23 protein-coding genes are annotated in these 25107 nt (G+C 71.9%); 14 read left to right on the forward strand and 9 right to left on the reverse strand.

The genetic code is table 11. From position 1 onward, the window contains the following. Positions 1-11 precede the first annotated feature (11 nt). The gene (locus QP939_RS39300; protein ID WP_285451581.1) at positions 12-1643 is read right to left on the reverse strand and encodes an ABC-F family ATP-binding cassette domain-containing protein; all 1632 of its coding nucleotides are present in this window, start codon (positions 1641-1643) and stop codon (positions 12-14) included. A 157-nt stretch (positions 1644-1800) separates the two neighbouring features. Next, on the reverse strand, positions 1801-2277 hold the full coding sequence (locus QP939_RS39305) for a MarR family winged helix-turn-helix transcriptional regulator (protein ID WP_285451582.1): 477 nt from the start codon (positions 2275-2277) through the stop codon (positions 1801-1803). Between the two features lie 144 nt (positions 2278-2421). On the opposite strand from QP939_RS39305, the gene QP939_RS39310 reads away from it, so the two are divergent. Genes QP939_RS39310 through QP939_RS39320 form a run of 3 tightly spaced genes read left to right on the forward strand, consistent with a single transcriptional unit; the run spans position 2422 to position 5044 of the window. After that, on the forward strand, positions 2422-3009 hold the full coding sequence (locus QP939_RS39310) for an ArsR/SmtB family transcription factor (protein ID WP_285451583.1): 588 nt from the start codon (positions 2422-2424) through the stop codon (positions 3007-3009). Further along, a complete protein-coding gene (locus QP939_RS39315; protein WP_285451584.1) occupies positions 3006-4247 on the forward strand; it encodes an MFS transporter in 1242 nt (413 codons plus the stop codon). Before QP939_RS39310 ends, QP939_RS39315 begins: the two co-directional genes overlap by 4 nt. Next, on the forward strand, positions 4211-5044 hold the full coding sequence (locus QP939_RS39320) for a metallophosphoesterase family protein (RefSeq protein ID WP_285451585.1): 834 nt from the start codon (positions 4211-4213) through the stop codon (positions 5042-5044). The genes QP939_RS39315 and QP939_RS39320 overlap by 37 nt, the downstream gene beginning before the upstream one ends. On the opposite strand, the gene QP939_RS39325 is transcribed toward QP939_RS39320, so the two are convergent. Continuing rightward, positions 5039-5584: a CGNR zinc finger domain-containing protein gene (locus tag QP939_RS39325; RefSeq protein ID WP_285451586.1), complete on the reverse strand. Its 546-nt coding sequence runs from the start codon at positions 5582-5584 to the stop codon at positions 5039-5041. The genes QP939_RS39320 and QP939_RS39325 overlap by 6 nt on opposite strands. A gap of 38 nt (positions 5585-5622) precedes the next feature. Here QP939_RS39325 and QP939_RS39330 point away from each other — a divergent pair, with 38 nt between their 5' ends. Beyond that, positions 5623-6558: a phosphotriesterase family protein gene (locus tag QP939_RS39330; protein ID WP_285451587.1), complete on the forward strand. Its 936-nt coding sequence runs from the start codon at positions 5623-5625 to the stop codon at positions 6556-6558. A gap of 79 nt (positions 6559-6637) precedes the next feature. Here QP939_RS39330 and QP939_RS39335 read toward each other — a convergent pair whose 3' ends face one another. Next, the gene (locus QP939_RS39335) at positions 6638-7543 is read right to left on the reverse strand and encodes a PAC2 family protein (RefSeq protein ID WP_285451588.1); all 906 of its coding nucleotides are present in this window, start codon (positions 7541-7543) and stop codon (positions 6638-6640) included. 38 nt (positions 7544-7581) lie between these two features. Here QP939_RS39335 and metH point away from each other — a divergent pair, with 38 nt between their 5' ends. The 6 genes from metH to hisG all read left to right on the forward strand — a co-directional run bounded on the left by metH (position 7582) and on the right by hisG (position 15081). Continuing rightward, the gene (gene metH / locus QP939_RS39340; protein ID WP_285451589.1) at positions 7582-11136 is read left to right on the forward strand and encodes a methionine synthase; all 3555 of its coding nucleotides are present in this window, start codon (positions 7582-7584) and stop codon (positions 11134-11136) included. Positions 11137-11178: 42 nt separating this feature from the next. Then, a complete protein-coding gene (locus tag QP939_RS39345) occupies positions 11179-11811 on the forward strand; it encodes an HAD family hydrolase (RefSeq protein ID WP_285459951.1) in 633 nt (210 codons plus the stop codon). Positions 11812-11870: 59 nt separating this feature from the next. Continuing rightward, a complete protein-coding gene (locus QP939_RS39350) occupies positions 11871-13331 on the forward strand; it encodes an AlkA N-terminal domain-containing protein (protein ID WP_285451590.1) in 1461 nt (486 codons plus the stop codon). Between the two features lie 17 nt (positions 13332-13348). After that, positions 13349-13858, forward strand: coding sequence for a methylated-DNA--[protein]-cysteine S-methyltransferase (locus QP939_RS39355; RefSeq protein WP_285451591.1), 510 nt, complete (start codon positions 13349-13351; stop codon positions 13856-13858). Positions 13859-13924: 66 nt separating this feature from the next. Beyond that, positions 13925-14188, forward strand: a complete 264-nt coding sequence (locus QP939_RS39360; RefSeq protein ID WP_013226745.1) for a phosphoribosyl-ATP diphosphatase — start codon at positions 13925-13927, stop codon at positions 14186-14188. Positions 14189-14235: 47 nt separating this feature from the next. Further along, entirely contained in the window at positions 14236-15081 is an 846-nt protein-coding gene (gene hisG, locus QP939_RS39365; RefSeq protein ID WP_285451595.1) for an ATP phosphoribosyltransferase, read from the forward strand. Positions 15082-15140: 59 nt separating this feature from the next. Here hisG and QP939_RS39370 read toward each other — a convergent pair whose 3' ends face one another. The 3 genes from QP939_RS39370 to QP939_RS39380 all read right to left on the reverse strand — a co-directional run bounded on the left by QP939_RS39370 (position 15141) and on the right by QP939_RS39380 (position 17834). After that, positions 15141-16076 (reverse strand): ParA family protein, encoded by a 936-nt coding sequence (locus tag QP939_RS39370; RefSeq protein WP_285451596.1) that lies wholly within the window; start codon positions 16074-16076, stop codon positions 15141-15143. A gap of 64 nt (positions 16077-16140) precedes the next feature. After that, positions 16141-16932 (reverse strand): thioesterase family protein, encoded by a 792-nt coding sequence (locus tag QP939_RS39375; protein ID WP_285451597.1) that lies wholly within the window; start codon positions 16930-16932, stop codon positions 16141-16143. After that, on the reverse strand, positions 16932-17834 hold the full coding sequence (locus QP939_RS39380; protein WP_285451598.1) for a RecB family exonuclease: 903 nt from the start codon (positions 17832-17834) through the stop codon (positions 16932-16934). The genes QP939_RS39375 and QP939_RS39380 overlap by 1 nt, the downstream gene beginning before the upstream one ends. Before the next feature lie 334 nt (positions 17835-18168). Between QP939_RS39380 and QP939_RS39385 the strand changes: the two genes are divergently transcribed. From QP939_RS39385 to QP939_RS39395, 3 genes are all read left to right on the forward strand, one after another. Next, on the forward strand, positions 18169-19242 hold the full coding sequence (locus tag QP939_RS39385; RefSeq protein WP_285459952.1) for an IS110 family RNA-guided transposase: 1074 nt from the start codon (positions 18169-18171) through the stop codon (positions 19240-19242). A gap of 271 nt (positions 19243-19513) precedes the next feature. Further along, entirely contained in the window at positions 19514-20665 is a 1152-nt protein-coding gene (locus QP939_RS39390) for a site-2 protease family protein (protein WP_285451599.1), read from the forward strand. 62 nt (positions 20666-20727) lie between these two features. Next, positions 20728-21558 carry a tRNA (adenine-N1)-methyltransferase gene (locus QP939_RS39395; protein ID WP_285451600.1) on the forward strand — a complete coding sequence of 277 codons (831 nt, stop codon included), beginning with the start codon at positions 20728-20730 and terminating at the stop codon, positions 21556-21558. A 1-nt stretch (position 21559) separates the two neighbouring features. Here QP939_RS39395 and QP939_RS39400 read toward each other — a convergent pair whose 3' ends face one another. Next, on the reverse strand, positions 21560-22009 hold the full coding sequence (locus QP939_RS39400) for a hypothetical protein (RefSeq protein ID WP_285451601.1): 450 nt from the start codon (positions 22007-22009) through the stop codon (positions 21560-21562). 13 nt (positions 22010-22022) lie between these two features. After that, positions 22023-22916, reverse strand: a complete 894-nt coding sequence (locus tag QP939_RS39405; RefSeq protein WP_285451602.1) for a hypothetical protein — start codon at positions 22914-22916, stop codon at positions 22023-22025. A gap of 360 nt (positions 22917-23276) precedes the next feature. Here QP939_RS39405 and arc point away from each other — a divergent pair, with 360 nt between their 5' ends. After that, entirely contained in the window at positions 23277-25079 is a 1803-nt protein-coding gene (gene arc, locus QP939_RS39410) for a proteasome ATPase (RefSeq protein WP_285451603.1), read from the forward strand. Positions 25080-25107: the final 28 nt, after the last annotated feature.

Here is a 25107-nt window from a genome sequence, read left to right on the forward strand (position 1 = left end):
TGTATAACGGCCTATACCGCGGCGGGCTGGCCGTCGGCCAGCTCCAGGTGGTCGCCTGACCAGTCTCGGCGTAGCCAGCGGTCGTGAGACGCGATGACGACCGCGCCCGGCGCCGAATCGAGCGCGGCGAACAGTTCTTCCGCCAGGGTCAGCGAAATGTGGTTCGTGGGCTCGTCCAGCAGGAGCACGTCCGGTGGCTCGGCCAGCAGGATCGCCAGTGCCAGGCGACGTCGCTGGCCCACCGAAAGCGCCCCGACCGGCTGCCGGAGGTCCCGGGACGCCAGCAGGCCCAGCTGGCTCAGCGGGGGAGCGTCCTCGCCGAGCGCGTCCCGGTACACGCGGGCCGCGTTCCGCTCGGGTTCGGTGAAGACCACGTCCTGCTCCAGCAAGCCGACCCGCACGCCCTGTCCGAAGTGGACCGTCCCGGCCGCGGGCGCGAGCCGCCCGGCCAGTACCGACAGCAGCGTCGACTTCCCGGCCCCGTTGCCGCCGGTCACGAGCAGCCGGGCCGCACCGTCGACGTCGAGCCGCGGCAACCGCAGTCGCCCCGGCACCTCCAGCGACCGCACCGAGATCGCCGGTCCGTCGCCGGAAGCGCGGCCGGTCAGCTCGGCCCGGAACCGCAGTGGCGCCGGGGGTTTGCGCACCTGGTCGCGTTCGAGGTTCTCCAGGCGCTGCTCGGCGTCGCGCACCCGCCGCGAGATCGTCTTCTGGACGCGGGCGCCCTTGAACGCGTGGATGAACTTGTCGTTGTCGCGGGGACCGCGGCCGTAGGCGACGTTGCGCGCCGTGACCGCGACGGTTTCCCGCAGCTCCTTCAGCTCCTCCTGCTCTTCGGCGTACCGCTGCTCCCACCGGGCGCGCTCGGCCTTCTTGTGGCCGAGGTAGTCGGTGTAGCTGCCGCCGTAGCGGACCGCCCCGCCGGCCTGCCGGTCGGCGGCGGCCGGGTCGAGGTCGACGATGTCGGTGCAGACGGCGTCGAGGAACACCCGGTCGTGCGAGGACAGCACGACGATGCCGGTGAGCTCCGTGAGGTGGTGCTCCAGGAACGCCATCGCGCTGTCGTCGAGGTGGTTGGTCGGCTCGTCCAGCAGGAGCGTCTCCGGCCGCCGGATCAGCAGTGCGGCCAAGCCGAGCCGGGACCGCTGCCCGCCGGAGAGCGTGCCCAGCCGCCGGTCCGGCTCGACGCCGCCGAGGCCGAGCCCGTCGCAGACGAGCTTGGCGCGCCGGTCGGCGTCCCAGAGGTCGTGGGCCTGGGCCCACTCCAGGACGCGGCCGTACTCGTCGAGCACGGCCGGGTCGTCGGGCCGGTCGGTCATCGCCGCGGTCAGCTCGTCGAGCCGGGCCGCGGCGGCGCGGATCTCGGCGAGCGCGTCGTCGAGGACGTCGGCGAAGGTCGCGTCCATGCCGAACGGCAGCTCCTGCAGCAGGAACCCGACGTCGGGGCCGCGGAGCACCTCGCCGGAGCGGGGTTCGTCGAGCCCGGCGAGCAGGCGCAGCAGGGTGGACTTGCCGGTGCCGTTCTCGCCGACCAGGCCGAGCCGTTGCCCGGCCGACGCGGTCAGCGAGACGCCGTCGAGCACCGTGCGGGTGCCGTAGCCGAAGACGACGTCCTTGGCCTGCAAGGGAAAGAGGGTTGCCATGGGTGATCACCGAGCCCTGGGGGAAGAAAGCGGAAATCCCGCCGGGCGTCGTGGCACGCGGGAGCGTCGGCTCGACCGGGTGCCGCCTCGGAAGCGGGATGGGCGCGGTTCAGTTCCTCATAGTGGAACCAGGTTAACGCAACAACCGTAGAGTTAGTCAACGGGTTATGGCGTGGGTCACATCCGGCAGCTGGCCCGTGGACCGTTCGGCGGCCGCCGTGCCGTCGGTGAGGAACTCCAGCAACGCCGTGAGCTGGCGGCGGTCAAGGCGGGCCAGTCGCTCGCCGACGAACCGGGCCATCGGCGCGTACAGCTCGGCGAGCTCGGCCATCCGGTCCGGCAGCGGCCGGACGACGAGCCGGCGCCGGTCGGCGGGGTCCGGCGCGCGTTCGGCGAGCCGGTGGCGCTCCATCCGGTCGAGCAGCCGCGTGAACGCGCCGGTGGACATCCCGAGCAACCGGGCGAGCTCGGTCGGGGAGTCGCTGACGCCGCCGTGGAGCAGGTGCAGGCAGTGCAGCTCGGTGGGGGTGACGGCCATCCGCTCGGCGACCGCGGCGTGGAAGAGCGCGGTCGAACCCACGAACCGGGGGAGGGCGAGTGCGGCGGCGGTGGCGAGTTCGCGCTGGTCGGGCAACGTCCATCCAAGGTTGTGACGACGCAGTCACTGCCTCGCGCAGTGACTGCCCCGCGAACGATAGCGGACTTCCTTGACAAACCCGCAGGCGGGACCAAGTATGAAAGAAGTCTTTCGAAACATCTCTTTCAGAAAGGACGGCCGATGGCCGAGCTGCCGCCGCGCAAGCGGATCGAGGACGTCGAGCTGCTGCGCGCGCTGGCGCACCCGCTGCGGTCGGCCTTGCTGAACCACCTCACGGCCGTCGGGCCGCGCACCGCGAGCGAGTGCGCCGAAGCCGTCGGCTCGACGGCGTCCAACTGCAGCTGGCACCTGCGGCAGCTCGCGCAGTACGGGCTGGTCGAGCGGGCCGACGCCGAAGACGGCCGCGAACGGCCGTGGCGCGCCCGCCAGGTCGGCCTCGAAATGGGGGAGCTGGCCGACGACCCGGCGCAGCGGGCGGCCCAGCTCGGCGTAGTCGGCGCGACGCTCACCCACGAGCAGGAGCTGACCCAGCGGTACCTGGACTCCCTCGACACGCTCGACCCGGCCTGGCGGGCCGTGGCGGGCCTGACCACGTACGCGCTGCGCGTCACGCCGGAGGAGCTGACCCGCCTGGTCGAGGCGATCGACGCGCTGGTCCGCCCGTACGTCGGCGCGATCCGGACGGACGCGCCCGCCGACGCGCGCTCGGTGCACGTCGGCCTGCGGGCGTTCCCGCGCATCGAACACTCGGGGAAGGCGGAGGCGTGAAACAGCTGCTGGGGGTACCGGCGTTCGCGCGGCTGTGGGTGGCCGCGTTCTTCGGCGAGACGGCCGAATGGATGCTGCAGGTCGCGCTGCCCGTGTACGTCTTCCAGCGCACCGGCTCGGCCGCGACGACGGCGCTGAGCATCGTGCTCGGCCTGCTGCCCGCGGTGCTGCTGAGCCCGGTCGCCGGCGTGATCGCCGACCGGTGGAACCGCCGCGCCGTGCTGTTCGCGGTCTGCTGCGGGCTCGCGGTCGTCGTGCTGCCGCTGCTGGCCGAGCCGAACGTGGGGATCGTCTACGCGGTGATGGCCGCGCAGGCGGCGCTGGCGTCGGTGTTTGAACCGGCGCGCAACGCGCTGGTTCCCGAACTGGTCGGCGTCGAGGAGGTCACCGGCGCGAACGGGCTCATGAGCGTCAACGGCAGCGTCGCCCGGCTGGCCGGTGGCTGGGCCGGGGGCGCGTTGCTGGGCTTCGGCGGGCTCGCCGACGTCATCACCGGCTACCTCGTCGTGCTCGCGGTGGCGGCGGCGTTGCTGGCCAAGCCGTTCCGGCGGGTGGCCGCGCCCGCGCCGGCGGCCGAGCCCGAACCCGTGGTGCGGGCCTGGCTCGATGGCCTCCGCGAGCTGACGCACAACCGCCGTCTGTGGCGCACCGGGCTCGCGCTCGTCTTCACCTCGCTGGCGCAAGGCATGTTCCTGGTGCTGTTCGTGGTGTACGTCCTGGACGTGCTCGGCGGCAGCGAGGCTGACGCCGGGCTGCTGCGCGGCGTGCAGGCGCTCGGTGGCCTGGCCGCCGGGTTCGCGCTGGCCACGATCGCGCGGCGGGTGGCGCCGCCCGCCCTGCTCGGCTGGGGCTCGGTCGCGCTGGGCCTGCTGTCCGCGGTGATCTGGAACCTGTCGCTGGTGACCACGGCGCTGGGCGTCTACGTCGGCCTGTTCGTCCTGGTCGGCGCACCCGGCGTGGTCGTCGGTGCCGGGGCGCTGTCGGAGATCCAGAGCGCGGTCGCGCCCGAACGCGCCGGACGGGTGCTGAGCACGACGTTCGCCGCCGTCGCCACCTTCACGACGCTCGGCGCGCTGCTGGCCGGGACACTCGTCGCGGTCACCGGACCGGCGGTGCTGCTCAACGTTCAGGCCGGGGTGTACGTCGTCGCGGGTGTCGTGGCGCTGGCCGGGAAGCGCGGCGCGGTGGCTACGGTGGAGGGGTGCCGCACCTCTTCGCCACCAGCGACCTCCACGTGACCCACGAGGGCAACGGCCCGATCCTCGACGACGTCGTCCCGGAGACCCCCGGTGACTGGCTGCTCGTCGCGGGCGACGTCGCCGAGCGGGCCGAGGCGGTCATCGGGACGCTGAAGACGCTGCGCGAGCGGTTCGCGAAGGTCGTCTGGGTGCCCGGCAACCACGAGCTGTGGACGACCAAGAACGACGAATGCCAGCTGCGCGGCCAGGCCCGCTACGAGTACCTCGTCGAGCAGTGCCGCGCGATCGACGTCGTGACGCCGGAGGACGAGTTTCCCGTCTGGCGCCACGGTCCCCGCCCCCTGACGATCGCGCCGCTGTTCCTGCTCTACGACTACAGCTGGCGCACCCCGGAGGCCGAGGGGAAGTCTCTCGAAGAGGCCCTGCGCCAGGCGCGTGAGGCCGGGGTGGTCTGCACCGACGAGTACTTCCTGCACCCGGACCCGTACCCGAGCCGCCAGGCGTGGTGCGAGGACCGGCTGAAGATCAGCACCGGGCGCCTCGACGCGATCCCCGAGGACCACGGCACGATCCTGATGTCGCACTGGCCGCTGCACCGCCACCCGACCGCGCCGCTGTACTGGCCGGAGTTCGCGCTGTGGTGCGGCACGACGAAGACCGAGGACTGGCACCTGCGCTACCGCGCGGAGATCGCCGTCTACGGCCACCTGCACATCCCGCGGACCACCGAGGCCGACGGCGTCCGCTTCGAAGAGGTCTCCCTCGGCTACCCGCGGGAGTGGCGGAAGCGGGCCCGCGGACCGGTGCCGCTGCGCCGGATCCTCTGGCCGTCATGAGTCCGCGCGACGCCGTTCCCTGAGCGCGCGGACCCGGCCGCGGCTCGCGCAAGCGGGGGAGGGACACCACCGCCGCCGCCCGCCCGGGTCGGCGAACACCCCGCGGCAGTCCTGCTCCGGGCAGGCCCGCAGGTCGTTGCGTAACGGCCCGGTGAGCCAGTCCGCGGCTTGGTGCGCCAGCCGGGCGAACGCATCGGACGCCGTCGGCGGGGCACTGCGGTGGAGCCGGTCCAGTGCGGCCAGGTGCACGGGCTCGGGCTTGAGAAACGCTGCCAGCGAGCTGACCTGGTCGGCTCGCGGCGAAACGGCGTCGACCGCGCCCAGCGCGAGTTCGCGGAGGACCTCCCGGAGCCGGTGGGCCGCGGCGAGGTCGGCGTGCGTCAGCGGGGCGAGCGGGGCCAGTTCGACCTGCTCGAGCCAGTCGCGCAGGCGCTCGGGCGACGGGATGCGCTCGACCGGCCGCGCCCCGAAGTGCCGCCCGCGCGTGGCGAGCAGGTTCAGCCAGGGCGCCCCCATGTCGAGGCGGAACTCTTCGGACACTTCGCCATCGTAACGGGTGAGGCGTTACACTCGGCCGTGTGACTGGGGAACCACGGGTGCGGACGGTGCTGGGCGACATCGATCCGGCCGAACTGGGCGTGACGGACTCGCACGACCACCTCTTCTTCGCCTCGAAACTGCTGCCCGGCCAGGAGCTGGACGACCCGGCCGCCGCCGCGGAGGCGCTCCTCGACTTCAAGACGCGGGGCGGCTCGGCGCTCGTCCAATGGACGCCGTACGGCCTGACCCGGCGGACCCGCGAACTGGCCTGGATGTCGCGGGAGATCGGCGTGCACGTGGTCGCGGCGACCGGCCTGCACCGCGCCGAGCACTACAACCCGGCGATCCTCGGCCGTGTCGTGGACGGCCTGGTCAAGGAGTTCGTCGCCGACCTGACCGAGGGCACCCAGCCCGCCGACCTGCCCGACGAGCCGCGGACCGGCCCGCGCGCCGGGCTGGTCAAGGTGGCGGGCGCGTTCCACACGATCGACCCCCACGCCCGGCTGACGATGACCGCCGCCGCGGTCGCCCACCAGGACACGGGCGCGCCGATCGCGGTGCACCTCGAACTCGGCACGGCGGGCTTGGAGACGGTCGAGCTGCTGTGCGGCAAGTTGGACGTTCCACCCGAAAAGGTGATTCTCGGGCACCTCAACCGGAACCCGGACGCGCGGCTGCAGCGGGAGATCGCCGAGACCGGCGTGTTCCTCGGCTTCGACGGCCCGTCGCGGGCCAACCACGCCACCGACTGGCGGCTCTTCGACGGCCTCGAGGCGCTCGTCGAGGCCGGGCACGGCGGGCAAATCCTGCTCGGCGGCGACACGACCACCGCGGCGGCCCGGTTCCAGCCGGGCGCGTCCTACCTGCTCACGACGCTGGCCCCGCGGCTGACGACGCTGCTCGGCGGCGACGTCGTCACGGCCATGCTGGTGGCGAACCCCGCGCGGGCGTTCGCCACCAGCTGGCGCAAGTGACGCGGGCTGAAGGGGACTTTCCTGGCATCAGATGCGAGGAAAGTCCCCTTCAGCGCGTCAGATGCGCTGAACGTCCCCTTCAGCGCAGGCCGAAACCTTCCTGCCCGCCGCCGCGGCCGCGGCGGCGCAGGTAGCGCTCGAACTCGGCGGCGATCTTGTCGCCGCTGACGTCCTGCTCCGCGACCTCGCTCTGCGCGTCGCCGCGCTCCTCGAGGCTGCGGACGTACTCGCTGATCTCTTCGTCCTCGTCGGCCATCTCGCTGACCGTGCGCTGCCACTCCTCGGACTGCTCCGGCAGCGCGCCGAGCGGGATCTCGACGTCGAGGATGTCCTCCAGCTTGTGCAGCAGCGCCAGCGTCGCCTTCGGGGACGGCGGGTGCGACACGTAGTGCGGCACCGCGGCCCAGATCGACACGGCCGGGATGCCCGCCTGCACGCAGTAGTCCTGCAGGATCCCGACGATGCCGGTCGGGCCCTGGTAGTTGTTCAGGTCGAGCCCGTAGAGCGACGCGGTGTCCTTGTCGTACGCCGTCCCGGTGACCGGGACCGGCCGCGTGTGCGCGGTGTCGGCGAGCAGCGCGCCCAGCGTCACCACCGTCGCGACGTCCAGCTGCTTGATGTGCTCCAGCAGCTCGGCGCAGAAGGCACGCCAGCGCATGTTCGGCTCGGGGCCCTGCACCAGCACGACGTCCCGGTCGAACCCGTCGGGGCGGCACACCGACAGCGTCGTCGTCGGCCAGTCCACCCGTCGAGTGACGCCGTCCACCATCCGGACGGTCGGGCGGCTGACCTGGAAGTCGTAGTAGTCGTCGGGCTCCAGTTCGGCCAGGGGCGTGGCGTCCCAGTTCAGCTGCAGGTGCTCCACCGCGCGGCTGGCCGCGTCACCCGCGTCGTTCCAGCCTTCGAAGGCGACGACCATCAGCGGGCGGGTGGGTTCGGTGCGGTCGCCGGGCGGCCGCGGGGTCTCGTCGACGGGCTCACTCACCGGACCAGCCTACGACCACCGGCCTTACCCTGTTCAGCATGTCCGACCGCCTGTCGTCGCCCTTCCTCGAAGCCCTTCGCTCGCGCGTTCTCGTGGCCGACGGCGCCATGGGCACCGCCCTGCAGGCCCACGACCTGAGCCTGGCCGACTTCGACGGCCTCGAAGGCTGCAACGAGATCCTCAACGTCACCCGGCCGGACGTGGTCCGTTCGGTCCACCGCGGGTACCTCGAGGCGGGCGCGGACGCCGTCGAAACCAACACTTTCGGGGCCAATTTCGCCAACTTCGCCGAGTACGACATCACCGGGCGGATCTTCGAGCTGGCCGAAGCCGGGGCCCGGCTGGCCCGCGAGACGGCCGACGAGTTCGCGACGCCGGACCGTCCGCGGTTCGTGCTCGGCTCGGTCGGCCCGGGCACGAAGCTGCCGACGCTCGGCCACGCGCCGTTCACCACGCTGCGTGACGCCTACCGCGAAGAGGTCCGCGGTCTGCTCGCCGGCGGCGTCGACGCGGTGATCGTCGAGACCACCCAGGACATCCTCCAGACGAAGGCGTCGATCATCGGCGCGAAGCGGGCGATGACCGCCGAGGGCAGGCAGGTGCCGATCCTCGCCTCGATCACCGTCGAAACCACCGGCACCATGCTGCTCGGCACCGAGGTCGGGGCCGCGCTGGCCGCCCTGGAACCGCTCGGCATCGACGTCATCGGCCTCAACTGCGCCACCGGCCCGGCCGAGATGAGCGAGCACCTGCGGCAGCTGGCCAAGCACGCCCGCGTGCCGCTCTCGGTGATGCCGAACGCGGGCCTGCCCGAGCTGGGCCCGGACGGCGCGGTCTACCCGCTCGGCCCGGAAGCCCTGGTCGAGGCGCTGACCGGGTTCGTCCGCGAGTTCGGCGTCGGCCTCGTCGGCGGCTGCTGCGGCACCACCGACGAGCACATCCGGCAGCTCGCCGCGGCGGTCTCCGAGACGAAACCGGTACCCCGGCGGCCGCGGCCCGAGCCGGGCGTGTCGTCGCTCTACCAGGCGGTGCCGTTCAAGCAGGACGCGAGCGTGCTGATGATCGGCGAGCGGACCAACGCCAACGGCTCGAAGGCGTTCCGCACCGCGATGCTGGAGGGCCGCTGGGACGACTGCGTCGAGATCGCCCGCGAGCAGACCCGCGACGGCGCCCACCTCCTGGACCTGTGTGTCGACTACGTCGGGCGCGACGGCACCGCGGACATGGCCGAGCTGGCCGGGCGCCTCGCCACGGCGTCCACCCTGCCGATCATGCTCGACTCCACCGAGGTCCCGGTGCTTCGCGCGGGCCTGGAGCGGCTCGGCGGCCGCTGCGCGGTCAACTCCGTCAACTACGAGGACGGCGACGGCCCCGAGTCCCGGTTCACCCAGGTCATGGAGCTGGTGCGCGAGTACGGCGCCGCCGTCGTCGCCCTGACCATCGACGAAGAAGGCCAGGCGCGCACGGCGCAGAAGAAGGCCGACATCGCTTCGAGGCTGATCGCGGACATCACCGGAAACTGGGGCGTGCGGACGTCCGACATCATCATCGACGCCCTGACCTTCACCATCGCCACCGGCCAGGAGGAGTCCCGCCGCGACGGCATCGAGACGATCGAGGCCATCCGCGAGATCAAGCGCCGCCACCCCGAGGTCCAGACCACGCTCGGGCTGTCCAACATCTCGTTCGGGCTCAACCCGGCCGCGCGGCAGGTGCTGAACTCGGTGTTCCTGCACGAGTGCGTCCAAGCCGGGCTCGACACCGCGATCGTGCACGCGTCGAAGATCCTGCCGATGGCGCGGATCCCCGACGACCAGCGCGCGGTCGCCCTCGACCTCGTCTACGACCGCCGTCGTGACGGCTACGACCCGCTGCAGGAGCTGATGGCCCTGTTCGAGGGCGTCAGCGCGGCGTCGTCCAAGGCGTCACGGGCCGAGGAGCTGGCAGCGTTGCCGCTGTTCGAACGGCTCGAACGCCGGATCGTCGACGGCGAGCGCAACGGACTGGCCGACGACCTCGACGCCGCCCTCGAGCAGCGGCCCGCTTTGCAGATCATCAACGACACGCTGCTGTCCGGCATGAAGACCGTCGGCGAACTGTTCGGGTCCGGGCAGATGCAGCTGCCGTTCGTGCTGCAGTCCGCCGAGGTGATGAAGGCCGCCGTCGCCCACCTCGAGCCGCACATGGAGAAGGAGGACGACTCCGGCAAAGGCCGGATCGTGCTGGCCACCGTGCGCGGCGACGTCCACGACATCGGCAAGAACCTCGTCGACATCATCCTGTCCAACAACGGCTACGAGGTCGTCAACCTCGGCATCAAACAGCCGATCACCACGATCCTCGACGCGGCCGAGGAGCACGGCGCCGACGCGATCGGGATGTCCGGGCTGCTGGTCAAGTCCACGGTGATCATGAAGGAGAACCTCCAGGAGATGAACTCCCGGGGCGTCTCCGCGCGCTGGCCGGTGCTGCTCGGCGGCGCGGCGCTGACCCGTTCCTACGTGGAGAACGACCTGACCGAGCTGTACCTCGGCGACGTCCGCTACGCGCGCGACGCGTTCGAGGGGCTGCGGCTGATGGACGCGATCATGGCCGCCAAGCGCGGCGAGTCGCCGCTGGTGGACGCCGACGCCGAGAAGAAGCGCCTGGAACGCAAGGAACGCCGGGAGCGGTCGCTGCGGATCGCCGAGGCGCGCAAAGCCCGCAAGGCCGAGGAAGAAGCCCTTGAAGGCCCGCCGCCCGCGCGGTCGGACGTGGCGACCGACGTCCCGCTGCCGACGCCGCCGTTCTGGGGCTCCCGTGTGGTCAAGGGCGTCGCGGTCGCCGACTACGCCGCGATGCTCGACGAGCGGGCGACGTTCATGGGGCAGTGGGGGCTCAAGGGCGCCCGCGGCGGCGCCGGGCCGACGTACGACGAACTGGTCGAGACCGAGGGGCGGCCGCGGCTGCGGTACTGGCTCGACCGGCTGACCGCCGACGGCGTCCTGGCCCACGCGGCCGTCGTCTACGGCTACTTCCCGTGCGTGGCCGAGGGCGACGACCTGGTCGTGCTCACCGAGCCGGAGCCCGACGCGCCCGAGCGCGTGCGCTTCACCTTCCCGCGCCAGCGCCGCGACCGGCGGCTCTGCCTGGCCGACTTCTACCGGCCGCGCGAGTCCGGCGAGGTCGACGTCGTGCCGTTCACGATCGTCACCATGGGCCAGCCGATCGCCGACTACGCGAACGAGCTGTTCGCGGCCAACGCCTACCGCGACTACCTCGAGGTGCACGGCCTCGGCGTCCAGCTCACCGAGGCGCTGGCCGAGTACTGGCACTGCCGGATCCGGCAGGAGCTGACCTTCCCCGGCGGTGTGGCGGTCGCCTCAGAGGACCCGGACGACGTCGAGGAGTTCTTCAAGCTCGGCTACCGTGGAGCGAGGTTCTCACTGGGCTACGGCGCCTGTCCCGATCTCGAGGACCGGGCGAAGATCGTCGCGCTCCTCGAACCGGGCCGCATCGGCGTCAAGCTGTCCGAGGAGTACCAGCTCCACCCCGAGCAGTCGACCGACGCGATCGTCTGCCACCACCCGGAAGCCAAGTACTTCAACACCTGAGGGAGATCCACTGTGGACGGACTCGATGCCGTGCTGTGGGACATGGACGGCACGCTGGTCGACTCCGAGAAGCTGTGGGACGTCGCGCTCTACGAGACGACGGAGTGGCTGGGCGGCAAGCTTTCCGAGGAGCAGCGGCTGACCCTCGTCGGGTCCAACATGGACGACACCTCGGCGTACCTGCTCGAGGTTGTCGGCCGTCCGGTGACGCCGGAGTCGATCGCCTCGACCGGCGCGGAGATCCGCCGTCGCACGGCCGGGCTCTTCAACGACGAGCTGCCGTGGCGCCCCGGCGCCCGCGAAGCGCTGACGGCGGTGCGGGAAGCGGGGCTGCGCTCGGCGCTGGTCACCTCGACCGAACGCGACCTGACCGAGCTGGCGCTGAACACCATCGGCCGGGACTTCTTCGACGTCACCGTGTGCGGTGACGAGGTCGAGGGGAACAACAAGCCGCACCCGCGCCCGTACCTCAAAGCGGCCGAGCTGCTCGGTGTCTCGGCCGAGCGGTGCGTCGCGGTGGAGGACTCGCCGCCGGGCACGGCGTCGGCGGTGGCCGCGGGCTGCACGGTCCTGGTCATCCCCAACGACGTCCCGGTCGAGCCGGGGGAGCGGCGCGTGTTCCGCGACTCCCTGGTGGGCATCGACGTCCCGGCCCTGGCGGCCCTGCTGGTCTGACCACCTCCACGTCGCATTTCCGCTAGCCGCGCCCCGCCGGGTCCGCGATGCTGGTCGGCGTGCATGAGGACTTCGAGGGGTGCGTGCGGGCGGTCCAGGCGAAGGACGCCCGCTTCGACGGGTGGTTCTACACGGCGGTGCTGACGACGAAGATCTACTGCCGCCCCAGCTGTCCCGTGGTACCGCCGAAGCCGCGGAACATGAGCTTCTACCCGAGTGCGGCCGCCGCCCAGCAGGCCGGGTTCCGGGCCTGCAAGCGCTGCCGCCCCGACGCGAGCCCCGGCTCGCCGCTGTGGAACGAGCGCGCCGACCTGGTGGCGCGGGCGATGCGGCTGATCGCCGACGGCGTCGTCGACACCGAAGGCGTCCAGGGCCTCGCCGCGCGGCTCGGCTACAGCGTCCGGCAGGTTCAGCGGCAGGTGTTCGCGGAGCTCGGCGCCGGGCCGCTGGCGCTGGCCAGGGCCCAGCGCGCGCAGACCGCGCGGACCCTGATCGAGACGACCACGCTGCCCATGACCGAGCTGGCGCTGGCCGCCGGGTTCGGCAGCATCCGGACGTTCAACGACACCGTCCGCGAGGTGTTCGCCCTGTCACCGACCGAGCTGCGGCAGCGCGCGAAGGGCAAGCCCTCGGCGGCCGGGGCGCTCGTGCTGCGGCTGCCCTACCGCAAGCCGCTGTGCCCGGACAACCTGTTCGGCCACCTCGTGGCCACCGGCGTGCCGGGCGTGGAGGAGTGGCGGGACGGCGCCTACCGCCGGACGCTGCGGCTGCCGCACGGCCACGGCGTCGTCGCGCTGCGGCCCGAAGACGGCCACATCGCCTGCCGCCTCTCCCTGACCGACCTGCGCGACCTGCCGGCGGCGACCAGCCGCTGCCGGCGCCTGCTCGACCTCGACGCCGACCCGGTCGCCGTCGACGACCAGCTCGCCGCCGACCCGCTGCTGGCCCCGCTGGTCGCGGCCGCACCCGGGCGCCGGGTCCCGCGCACGGTCGACGGCGCCGAGTTCGCCGTCCGCGCGGTACTCGGCCAGCAGGTCTCGACGGCGGCGGCCCGCACCCACGCGGCCCGGCTCGTCGTCGCGCACGGCGAACCGATCGAAGATCCCGAAGGCGGCCTGACGCACCTGTTCCCGTCTCCGCAGGCGTTGGCGTCCCTCGACCCCGAGACGCTCGCCATGCCGCGCAGCCGACGTCGCACGCTCCTGGCCCTGGTCGAGGCGCTGACGGACGGGCTGGACCTCGGCGCGGGCAGCGACTGGGGCGCGACCCGGGCCGCGCTGACCGCGTTGCCGGGATTCGGGCCGTGGACGGTGGAGAGCATCGCGATGCGCGCCCTCGGCGACCCGGACGCCTTCCTGCCCACCGACCTCGGCATCAAGTACGCGGCGGAGACCCTCGGGCTCGGCGGGCAGGCCGCCGTCGTCGCCCGGTCCGCGGCGTGGCGCCCGTGGCGCGCCTACGCCACCCAGCACCTGTGGGCCACCGGAGACCACGCGATCAACCGGATGCCCGCGGCCTAGCTTCCGACAGGAGAACCATGCCCACCCACGTCGTCGTGGACAGTCCCTGCGGCCCGCTGACCCTCGTCGCCGAGGGCGACGCGCTCACCGGGCTGTACATGGACTACCAACGCCACCGCCCCGCCGACGCGACGTTCGGCGCGCCGTCCGCCGGAGCCGAGATCTTCGACCGGGCCGAGGCCCAGCTGAAGGAGTACTTCGCCGGGCAGCGCCGGGACTTCGACCTCCCGCTGGCCTTCGCGGGCACGCCGTTCCAGCGGACCGTGTGGTCGGCGCTGCTCGAACTCCCATTCGGTGAGACGACGTCGTACGGCGAGCTGGCCCAGCTGCTCGGCCGCCCGTCGGCGGCCCGCGCGGTCGGGCTCGCCAACGGCAAGAACCCGATCTCGATCATCGTGCCGTGCCACCGGGTGATCGGCTCCACCGGCTCGCTGACCGGCTACGGCGGCGGTCTGGAGCGCAAGCGCTACCTGCTCGACTTCGAACGCCGTCCCACTCCTCGGGAGGCGGCGCCCGCTCCGGTGTGAGATCGGTGGCACCCGGGCCATCCCGGAGGGGCGCGCGCGGGTCCGGGATGGAAGGATCTGCAGACCGTGAAGACCTTCGATGAGCTGTTCGCGGAGCTTGCCGAGCGCGCGCGTACCCGTCCCGACGGGTCCGGCACCGTCGTCGCCCTCGACGCCGGGGTGCACGCCCAGGGCAAGAAGGTGCTCGAGGAAGCCGGCGAGGTGTGGATCGCCGCCGAGCACGAGTCCGACGAGCGCCTCGCCGAGGAGATCTCCCAGCTGCTGTACCGGGTGCAGGTGCTGATGCTCGGCCGCGGCCTGTCGACCGAGGACGTTTACCGCTACCTGTGACGGGTCGCTCGGTGCTGGATCGGGCGAGGAACGAGGAGAAGAGCGAAATGCTGCGTGTTGCCGTGCCGAACAAGGGAGCCCTCGCCGCCGCGGCGACGGAGATGCTCGGCGAGGCGGGCTACCGCAAGCGGCATGAGCAGCGCGACCTGACCGTGCTCGACCCGGTGAACGAGGTCGAGTTCTTCTTCCTGCGGCCCAAGGACATCGCGATCTACGTCGGCTCCGGCGAGCTCGACCTCGGCATCACCGGCCGCGACCTCGCGCTCGACTCCGGCGCCCCGGTCGAGGAGATCCAGGCGCTCGGCTTCGGCGGCTCGACGTTCCGCTACGCCGCCCCGGCGGGCCGCGACTGGAAGCCGGCGGACCTGCAGGGCAAGCGCCTGGCGACGTCGTACCCGCGGCTGGTCCGCGACGACCTCGCCCGCCACGGCGTCGAGGCCGAGGTGATCCGCCTCGACGGCGCGGTCGAGATCTCGATCCAGCTTGGCGTGGCGGACGCGATCGCGGACGTCGTCGAGTCCGGCCGGTCCCTGCGCCAGAACAACCTCGTCGCGTTCGGCGACCCGATCTGCGTGTCGGAAGCCGTGCTGCTGCAGCGTCGCGGGACGCCGGAGAGCAAGGCGAAGTCGCAGCTGGCCGCCCGCCTGCGCGGCGTGGTGTTCGCGCAGCAGTACATGATGCTGGACTACGACTGCCCGCGGTCGCTGGTCGAGCGCGCGATCGCGATCACGCCGGGCCTCGAGTCGCCGACGGTGGCCCCGCTCGCCCACGAGGACTGGGTGGCGGTGCGTGCGATGGTGCCGCGCAAGGAGGTCAACCTCATCATGGACGAGCTGGCCGAGGTGGGCGCGAAGGCGATCCTGGCGTCGGACATCCGCTCCTGCCGCCTCTGACGTACCGCTGTCGTGAGTGTTTAGGGCGGTTCTAACCGCCCTAAACACTCACGACAGCGTCAGCGCGGGCGGTTGGGTTTCTTCGGGAGCAGGTCGTACAGACCTTTGCGGGCGCCGTTGTCGTTGACGTTGCGGGCCACCGCGACCTCGGAGATGAAGTCCTCGAAGACGAACTCCTCGTCGGCGGGCACCACCGCGGGCGCCGAGTTCTGCGCCAGGTAGCCGTCCAGCGTCGCCGCGATCTCGCGGAACGACAGCGCCTGCAGGGTTTCCGGCGCGTACGTCGTCACCGGGACGCCGTTCGCTGCCGCCTCGTTCATCACGACGCCGAGCGGCAGGTGCGACAGCATCGGGATGCCGAACTCGTACATCTCCTGCAGCGCCGCGGCCGCGTAGTGCGAAATCGGCCGCCGGTAGAGGCTCGGCACCAGGCCGAACCACGACAGCGGCTGCCTGCCGACGGTCTGCTCGACGTAGCGCACCTGGTCGGCCAGCAGCCGCAGCGCGCGGATGCTCGTCTTGTCCGGCTGGACCGGCACCAGGATGCCGTGCGACGCCGCGAGCGCGTTGTTCGTCAGGACGTCCAGCGCGGGCGGGCAGTCGATGATGCAGTGGTCGTAGTTCGCGAACTGGATGACGCGCGCGAGCTGCCAGCCGGGCACGCGGAACGAGTCGAGCCGCCGGATCAGGTCGAACATCCCCGGCGACGTCGGCACGACATCGAGCGCGCCGCCCTTGCCGAGGTTGCTGCGCGGGTGCGGGACGACGAGCTCGTCGATCGAACCCTTCCACGTCTTGGCCAGTGCCTTCGCCAGGCTCGGCTGGTCCGGGGGCACCTCGGACAGGCCGAGCATCTCGGTCGTCGCGTGGCCCTGCGGATCGAGGTCGACGAGCAGCACCCGCCGGCCCCGCTCGGCCAGTGCGGCCGCGGTGCCGACGCTCAGTGAGGTCTTGCCGACCCCGCCTTTCTGGTTGACCACCGAGGTGATCTGCATGCCGGAGCGCTCCTCAAGTCGGTCGTTCCGCGAAGGTTATTGGATGCGGGCCCGTTGTGGGTGGCTATCCGCCCCCGGCCTGTCGCGGTCGCACCAGGAGTGCCTGCGCGCCGGTGGCCACCGGGCCGTCGGCGTCGTGCAGGATGCTGGTAGCCGTGCCGATGCCGTTCTTGCCGACGAGCGTGACGGCGTCGAGGCCGATCCACTCGCCGGACGGCGGCCGCCGCAGGTGCACGGTCAGCTCGGAGTTGATGAACCACCACTTCCGCGGCTCGAGGAAGTTCGACACGCCGTTGCCGGAGTCGGCGACGGTGAACAGCCGCTGCAGGCCGCTCGGCTCTTCGCCGTCGACGAGCGGGACGCGCTGCCGGGCCCACACGGCGGCCGGTCCGGGCACGTCCATGCCGCCGCGGACCGCCCGCCACTCCATCGCGTCGAGGTAGCCGCTCTGCCAGCCTTCCGGCCACGGCGACTCGGTGACGGTGTCCGGGGCGGGCAGCAGCGGACCGGCGTCGGTGCTGACTTCGGCGGTGTCGGAGGTCGCGATGCGCCACGCGGAGGCGCGGGCGACGACGCGCTCGGCGCTCGCCAGTTCGGCTTGCAGCAGCTCGACCGAGCGGCCGGGCCGTTCGACGCGGGCGCGCACGGTCAGCTCGGCGACCGGGGCCGGGCCGAGGATCTCGACGGTCACCCTGGCCAGTTCCGCGGGATGCGCGGGTTCGACGTTTTCGAGTGCGCGCACGAGCAAGGCCGACGGCGGGCCGAAGTGCTGCGAGTCGGACGACCACGGCCCGGCCGTGTGGCCGGTCGCGGAGAAGCGGTCTTCGCCGAGCGGGACGTAGAAGGCGTCGGCCATCAGTCGGCCCGGTCCAGCGGCGTTTCGTCGCCCGCGTCGGGCTCCGGCCAGCCGGGGTATTCGGGTGGCGTGCCGCCGTACTCGGGGCAGTGCGCCTGGTGGTCGCACCAGTTGCAGAGCTTGCTCTTGTTCGCCCGGAAGTCGCCGGTCTTGCCCGCCTTGAGGATGGCCTGCCAGATGGCTTCGAGGGTGCGCTCGAAGCGCAGCAGCTCGGCTTCGTCGGGGGTGTAGGCGAGGGACTGGCCATCGGTGAGGTACATGAGCTTCAGCTGCCGCGGCACGACCCCGCGCAGCCGCCACAGGACGACGGCGTAGAACTTCATCTGGAACATGGCCTTGGCCTCGCCGATCTCGCGCGGCGCGGCCCCGGTCTTGTAGTCGACGACCCGGATTTCCCCGGTCGGCGCGACGTCGAGCCGGTCGATGTAGCCGCGCAGCAGCACACCGGAGCCGAGCTCGATCTCGACGTGCAGCTCGCAGGCTTCGGGTTCCAGCCGCCGCGGGTCTTCGAGGTCGAAGTAGGCGTCGAGGAGTTTTTCGGCCGAGCGCAGCCATTCCGCGTGGTCGTCCGGCTTTTCGCCGTCGAAGAGCTCGGTCCACTCCGGACGGTCCGCGGACAGGTCTGTCCAGGCGGGACCGAGGAGTTCCCGTGCCTGCTCGGGGACGCGTTCGGCGGCGGGCAGGGCGAAGAGGCGCTCGAGGACGGAGTGCACGAGGGTGCCCCGCAGCTGGGCTTTGGTCGGGACTTCGGGCAGCCGGTCGACGGCGCGGAACCGGTAGAGCAGCGGGCACTGTTTGAAGTCACTGGCCCGTGACGGCGACAACGCGGGCCGCCGCCGCACCTCGGTGGCGACGGCGGAGGGTGCTTCGAGATCCGTGGTGACGGTGTCGGCGTCGGGCATGGGCAGAGCGTAACGCCGGGGTCCGACAGTTCCGGCGACCGCAACGCCCGGCGCCGGGTTCCGTCGACCTCGGGCCGCCGTTCGCCGCGCTGCCGCGTCTTGAATGACAGAGAGGATGTGGGTGAGCACCTCCCGCCGGGGCCTGACCCTTTGAATGACTGACTCCGGGTCTTTACCGAGATCTGTCGCCCCCGGCCGGGAGGTGCTCGCGCACTCACCGGACGGGCGTTGGTGACTTCATAGGAGCCTGGCCAGAGGCCCCATCTCTGTCTTGTCCCGCGTTGCCCGGCTGGTGCGTGCCGCCCTGCCCACGGTCAGCAACGACAGGACGACAATGCCCACTATCGCACCCCACCCCCGGCAACCGCCCGAGGTCACCGGTGGCGTCGACACCCACCTCGACACCCACACCGCAGCCGTGATCGACCCGATCGGACGGGTCCTGGGGACCCGGCAGTTCCCCGCCGACCCGGCCGGGTACGCCGCCCTGCTGGACTGGATGCACACGTTCGGACGACTAACACGGGTCGGGGTCGAAGGCACCGGAGCCTACGGAGCCGGACTGGCCCGGCAGCTGCACCGCAAACAGGTCGAGATCATCGAGGTCGACCGCCCCCACCGCAAAACCCGCCGGTTCCAGGGCAAGTCCGACCCGATCGACGCGATCGCCGCCGCCAAGACAGCCCTGGCCGCAGAACGCACCGCGACCCCCAAGCAACGAGACGGCCGCATCGAGGCACTGCGCACCCTGCGGGTCGCCCGCCGCAGCGCCGTCGAGCAGCGCGCCGACACCCAGCGCCAGATCAGGGCCCTGATCGTCACCGCACCCGACCCGCTACGCGAGCACCTCCGCCACCTGAAGCTCCCGGCACTGATCACCACCTGCGCAGGATGGCGCCCCGACCGCACCGACACCGCATCCCCGGCCACCGCCACCCGGCTCGCCCTGCGCTCCCTGGCCCGCCGCCACCAGCAGCTCACCACCGAAATCACCGATCTCGACCAGCTTCTGGCACCCTTGGCGGCCACCATCAGCCCACGCCTGCTCGCCGTCCCCGGCGTCGGCACCGACGTCGCCGGCCAGCTCCTGGTCACCGCCGGGGAAAACCACGACCGGCTCACATCCGAAGCCGCGTTCGCCATGCTCTGCGGCGTCGCCCCAATCCCGGCCTCATCCGGCAAAACCACCCGCCACCGCCTCAACCGCGGCGGCGACCGGCAAGCCAACGCCGCCCTCTACCGTGTCGTCCTCACCCGCCTGCGCTGGGATGACCGCACCCGCGCCTATGTCGAACGACGCACCGCTCAAGGCTTAACCAAAAAAGAGATCATCCGCTGCCTCAAACGCTACGTCGCGCGCGAACTCTACCAGATCATCACCACACGCGACCCCGAACCCGCCACTTGACATCCATAGGAGCATCTCATTCAGGTCTTGGGAGGTCCTGAATGAGTCATTCATGACACCAGCCGAGCCGCTGCCGATCCGCCGCCACCAGGCCGCCGGGCTGGCACGGGGTGGCTCCGCCATGCCGCCGCAGCTCGGCCGCCGGGCTGCCGCTGAGCCGCCGCAGCCGCAAGCCGCCGGGTGGCTCGGCCGACTGCCTCCACCTTCCCGCCGCGACACCACCCGGACCGGATCACCCGGTCCCCACACCCGGGGCTCTAGGCTCTCGGGCATGGCCGCGACCAGTGAACAGGGCACCGGGGGCACCCGGCAAGCCGTCGTCTCCGACGGTGGGCTCCTGCTGTTCCGCGTCGCCGGGGTGCCCGTCCTGCTGGCGCCCTCCTGGTGGATCGGCTCGCTGATCGTCGTCGTGCTCTACGCGCCGCTCGTCGGGCGGCTGCTGCCCGATGCCTCCGCGCTCACCTCGTGGCTGCTCGCCGGTGCCTTCGCGCTCCTCCTGGGCCTCTCCGTCCTCGCACACGAACTCGGGCACTGCCTGGCCGCGCTGCGGCTGGGGATTCCCGTGCGGCGGCTGCGGTTGTTCCTGCTCGGCGGCCTGTCCGAAGTGGCCCGCACCCCCAAGCGCCCCGGCCAGGAAGGGCTCGTCGCCGCGGCCGGGCCCGCCGTTTCGCTCCTGCTGGGCGGCTTCTGCGGCCTGCTGATGTTCGCCGTTCCACCGGACGGGGCCGTCTGGCTGCTCGTCGCCGAGTGTGCCGTCGCGAACCTCGCCGTCGGCGTCTTCAACCTCCTGCCCGGGCTGCCCCTCGACGGCGGGCGGTTGGTCCGCGCCGGAGTGTGGGCGGCCACCGGCATCCGGGCGAAGGGCACGCGGGCCGCCGTCGCCGGGGGTGCCGTCGTCGCCGCCGGGCTGCTCGTGTGGGCCCTGTGGGGGCTGGCGACCGCGAGCCCGGACCGCTGGCTGCGGCTCGGCGTCTGCGTCGTCACCGCCTGGTTCGTCATCCTCGGTGCCCGCTCGGAACTGGCCGCGGAAGCCCGGCGTACCTGGCCGGAAGGCCTCGTGCTCGGCGAGCTCGTCCGGCCGGTCCTGCAGTTGCCCGCCGAGAGCCCGGTGTCCGACGCGCTGGCCGCGTCGGCGGGCCGCGGCGTGGTGCTCGTCCGCGCCGACGGGGTCGCCGCCGGGCTGCTCGACACCGGCGCCGCCGAGCGGCTCGCTGGCTCGTCGCCGCACGCCCCGGCGGAACTCGCGGCCGAGCCGATCCGCGCCGAGACCGTCCTGCTCGCCTCGGAACCGGGGGAGGACGTCGTCGAGCGGGTGCGCGAGACCGCCGCGTGGCAGTTCCTCGTCGTCGACGACGAAGGCCGCCCCGCCGGCGTGCTGCGCCGCGACGACCTGCGCGCCGCGCTGAACCGCCGTACCCGCTGAGCCCGGGGCGCGACCGGCCTGCGAAGATCTGTCGTCGGCCATTCGGGGTACAGGAGGAAGTGTTGTCGGTCAGCGGACCGTTTCGCGCGGGTGATCGGGTGCAGTTGACCGACTCGAAGGGGCGGCACTACACCCTGACGCTGGCCGACGGCGGTGAGTACCACACCCACCGCGGCGCGCTCGCCCACGACGACCTCATCGGCAGGCCCGAAGGCTCGGTCGTCACGTCCGCGGGCGGTTCGACCTACCTCGCGCTGCGCCCGCTCCTGCCGGACTACGTGCTTTCGATGCCCCGCGGCGCGCAGGTGATCTACCCGAAGGACGCCGCGCAGATCGTCATGTGGGGCGACATCTTCCCGGGCGCGCGCGTCCTCGAAGCCGGCGCCGGTTCCGGCGCGCTGACGTGCTCGCTGCTGCGCGCGGTCGGCCCGGCCGGGCACGTGCACTCCTACGAGATCCGCGAAGACCACGCCGAACACGCCGAGCGCAACGTCGAGAAGTTCTTCGGCGAGAAGCCGGCGAACTGGTCGCTCACCGTCGCGGACCTGGCTTCGCACGAGGGCGAGGTCGACCGGGTCGTGCTGGACATGCTCGCCCCGTGGGACCAGCTGCCGAACGTGGCCGCGCACCTCGTGCCGGGCGGTGTGCTGACCGTCTACGTCGCGACCGTCACGCAGCTGTCCCGCGTCACGGAATCCCTGCGCGAGCAGCAGTGCTGGACCGAGCCCGAATCGTGGGAAACGCTGATGCGGCCGTGGCACGTCGTCGGCCTGGCGGTGCGCCCGGACCACCGGATGGTCGCGCACACGGCGTTCCTGCTCACGGCGCGGCGGCTGGCGGACGGCACGGTGTCCCCGCGCGTGTCGCGGCGGCCGAGCAAGGGCAAGGGCTGACTCAGCCCGGCACGCACCAGCGGCCGTTCTCCTTGTGCAGCGGGAAGGGCGTGTCCTTCGTCCCGCCCGCGGCTTCGACGTGCACTTTCGCCGTCGCCGACTCGCCGCGCAGGTCCGGCGGTTCGGCCAGCGTCGCGCTGACCGGGCCCGCCGCGTCCCAGGTGCGCTGAAGCGCGGCCAAGGCCTCGGCGCTCTGCGGGCGGCACGTCAGCTTGCCGAACGCCGCCGAGTCGTGCCGGGCGATCGCGTCGACGATCGCCTTGGCCAGCACCGTCACCGCCGCCGCGTCCACCGCGTCCGGCGGGGTGGACGTCGACGCGCGGGTCGCGGGCGGTGGCGTGCTCGACGGCGCGGGCGGGGCACCGGACGGCGCGACGAGCAGCAGTCCCAGCACCACACCCGCGCCGGCCACGCCGAGCAGGACCAGCCCGGCGGCGAGCGCGCGGTTCACCGCCCGCGGCGGCTCACGAGCCGTCCGCCTTCACGTTGGACAGGCACCACAGGCCGGACTCCTTCTGGGCCGACATCGTGCCGACCTTGGTCTTGCTGCCGTCGGTGGCCGAGTAGCGCACCGTGGACTTGTCGCCGGTGTCGGTCGGCGTGCCGGTCAGCTTGACCGTCACCTTCGGGATGTCACCCGTGGTGCCCTCGAAGACGCTGCGGCAGATGGTGTCGGCGAGCGCCTTCTCGTCGCTGGCGTTGTAGGCGGCGATCGTCGTGTCGAACAGCTCCTGCGAGCTCGGCTTGCCGGCCGGGGCGGGGCCGCCCGCGGGCTTGGAGCTCTTCGTCGACGGGCTGGTCGGCGAGGTGGTCTTACTCTTCGGCGTCGACGTCTTGGGCGCGGACGTCGGCGCGGCCGAGCTGCTGCTGGCGGGCGGCGCCGCGGTGGTGCCGTCATCGCCGCTGGTGGCGAGGACGACGGCGGTCACGCCACCGCCCACGAGCACCACCGCGCCGACCGCGATGCCGACGATGAGGCCGGTTTTCTTCTTCTTGGGCGGGGGCGCGTCGCCGAAGCCGCCGCCCCCGTACGGGTCGTAACCGCCGAAGCCCTGCTGCGGCTGCTGGCCCCACTGGTCCTGCTGCCCGTACTGCGGGTAGCCCTGCGGGTCCTGCTGGCCGTACTGGGGGTGGCCCTGCTGGGGCTGAGGGCCCGTCTGCGGGGGGTAACCGCCCTGGCCGGGCTGGTCGTACGGACCGGGCTGCCCGAACTGCTGGGTGCCGCCGTAGCCCGGCTGGGGCTGGGGGCCGCTCTGGGGGTAGCCGCCCGGCTGGGGCTGGCCGTACGGCCCGGGCTGCTGCCCGTAGCCACCGGGCTGCTGGCCGTAGCCGCCCGGCTGCTGCGGCGGATAGGTCATGAGTGGTGCCCCCTAGCGTCCTTCGCGTGAGACTCGGCAGACGGTGCCGATGTCGGCCCGATGCTAGCCACCGGGCGTGTCGCCCGCGCGGTTAGGGCGGAACTCGCCGGAAGTGCCCGAGTCGTCCAGGGTTGGCGCTCTCGGCGGCGGGGTACTTCCGACGTGCTTGCTTCGTCCCGGCTCGGCCGGCCCCGCGACACACCCGGGTCACGGCACCGAAATGGCCGCTTGCGCTGCGGGAATGTCCGTGCTGGACGGGGCGGGGAAACCGCGACGCGCCGATCTTGTGATCCGGAAAGGCCTTTTCTTGTCGGTGATCGCCGGTACCGTGGAATGAAAAGCACTCCGAGGAGGTGCCCGATGCATCATGACCTTCCCGGAGGTCGGCGCGAGGAGGCCGACCCTTCAGCAACATCCGGAGCTGGGACGACGGCGGACGAGCAGGCTCGGCAGATCCGTTTTCTCGAGGAGGAAGTGGCGCTGCTGCGCCGCAAACTGACCGACTCGCCACGGCAGAACCGAGTTCTCGAACAGCGGCTCGCCGAGGCCTCGGAAAGGGTGAGCCAGCTCACCGAGCGGAACACCAAACTGGTCGAAACCCTGCGTGAGGCGCGAGGACAGCTCCTCGCTCTCCGTGAGGAGGTCGACCGGCTGGCCCAGCCACCGTCCGGGTACGGCGTCTTCGTCGAGGCGTACGAGGACAACACGGTGGACGTCTACACCGCCGGGCGCAAGATGCGGGTGTCCGTTTCGCCCGCGGTCGAGCTGTCTTCGCTGCGGCGCGGCCAGGCGCTGCGGCTCAACGAGGCGCTCACCGTGGTCGAGGCGGGCGGCTTCGAACGCACCGGCGAGGTGTGCGCGTTGCGCGAGGTGCTCGCCGCCGACGTCGAGGGCGGCAGCCTTCGCGCGCTGGTGGTCGGGCACGCGGACGAGGAGCGGGTGGTCCTGCTCTCCGATCTGCTGGCGGAGCAGCCGCTCAAGCCGGGCGACTCGCTCCTGGTCGACTCCAAGGCCGGTTACGCGTACGAGCGCGTGCCGAAGGCGGAGGTCGAGGACCTGGTGCTGGAGGAGGTGCCGGACGTCCGCTACGAGGACATCGGTGGCCTCACCCGGCAGATCGAGCAGATCCGGGACGCGGTGGAACTGCCGTTCCTGCACGCCGACCTGTACCAGGAGTACCAGCTGCGGCCGCCGAAGGGCGTCCTGCTCTACGGCCCGCCGGGCTGCGGCAAGACGCTCATCGCCAAGGCCGTGGCGAACTCGCTGGCCAAGAAGGTGGCCGAGGCCCGCGGCGACGCGGCGGACGGGAAGTCCTACTTCCTGAACATCAAGGGCCCCGAGCTGCTCAACAAGTTCGTCGGGGAGACCGAGCGGCACATCCGCCTGATCTTCCAGCGGGCGCGGGAGAAGGCCTCCGAGGGCACCCCGGTGATCGTGTTCTTCGACGAGATGGACTCGATCTTCCGGACCCGTGGGTCGGGCGTGTCGTCCGACGTCGAGACCACGATCGTGCCGCAGCTGCTGTCGGAGATCGACGGTGTCGAAGGCCTGGAGAACGTCATCGTCATCGGCGCCTCCAACCGCGAGGACATGATCGACCCGGCGATCCTGCGGCCGGGCCGGCTCGACGTCAAGATCAAGATCGAGCGTCCGGACGCCGAAGGCGCGAAGGACATCTTCTCCAAGTACCTGGCCGAAGGCCTGCCGATCCACGCGGACGACCTCGCCGAGTTCGGCGGCGACGCCAAGGCGACGTTCGACGCGATGATCCAGCACACCGTCGAGCGGATGTACGAGGAGAGCGACGAGAACCGGTTCCTCGAGGTGACCTACGCCAACGGGGACAAGGAAGTCCTGTACTTCCGCGACTTCAACTCGGGCGCGATGATCCAGAACATCGTGGACCGGGCGAAGAAGTCGGCGATCAAGTCGGTGCTGGAGACCAAGCAGCCGGGTCTCCGCGTGCAGCACCTGCTCGACGCGATCGTCGACGAGTTCGCGGAGAACGAGGACCTGCCCAACACCACCAACCCGGACGACTGGGCCCGGATCTCCGGCAAGAAGGGCGAGCGGATCGTCTACATCCGCACGCTCGTCACCGGCAAGAACCAGGACTCGGGGCGGGCGATCGACACCGCCACGAACACCGGTCAGTACCTGTAAGTCCGAACCTCGATGGGGCGGTTGCTTC

It is taken from the genome of Amycolatopsis nalaikhensis, assembly GCF_030264295.1.
In the GTDB taxonomy this organism is placed as follows: domain Bacteria; phylum Actinomycetota; class Actinomycetes; order Mycobacteriales; family Pseudonocardiaceae; genus Amycolatopsis; species Amycolatopsis nalaikhensis.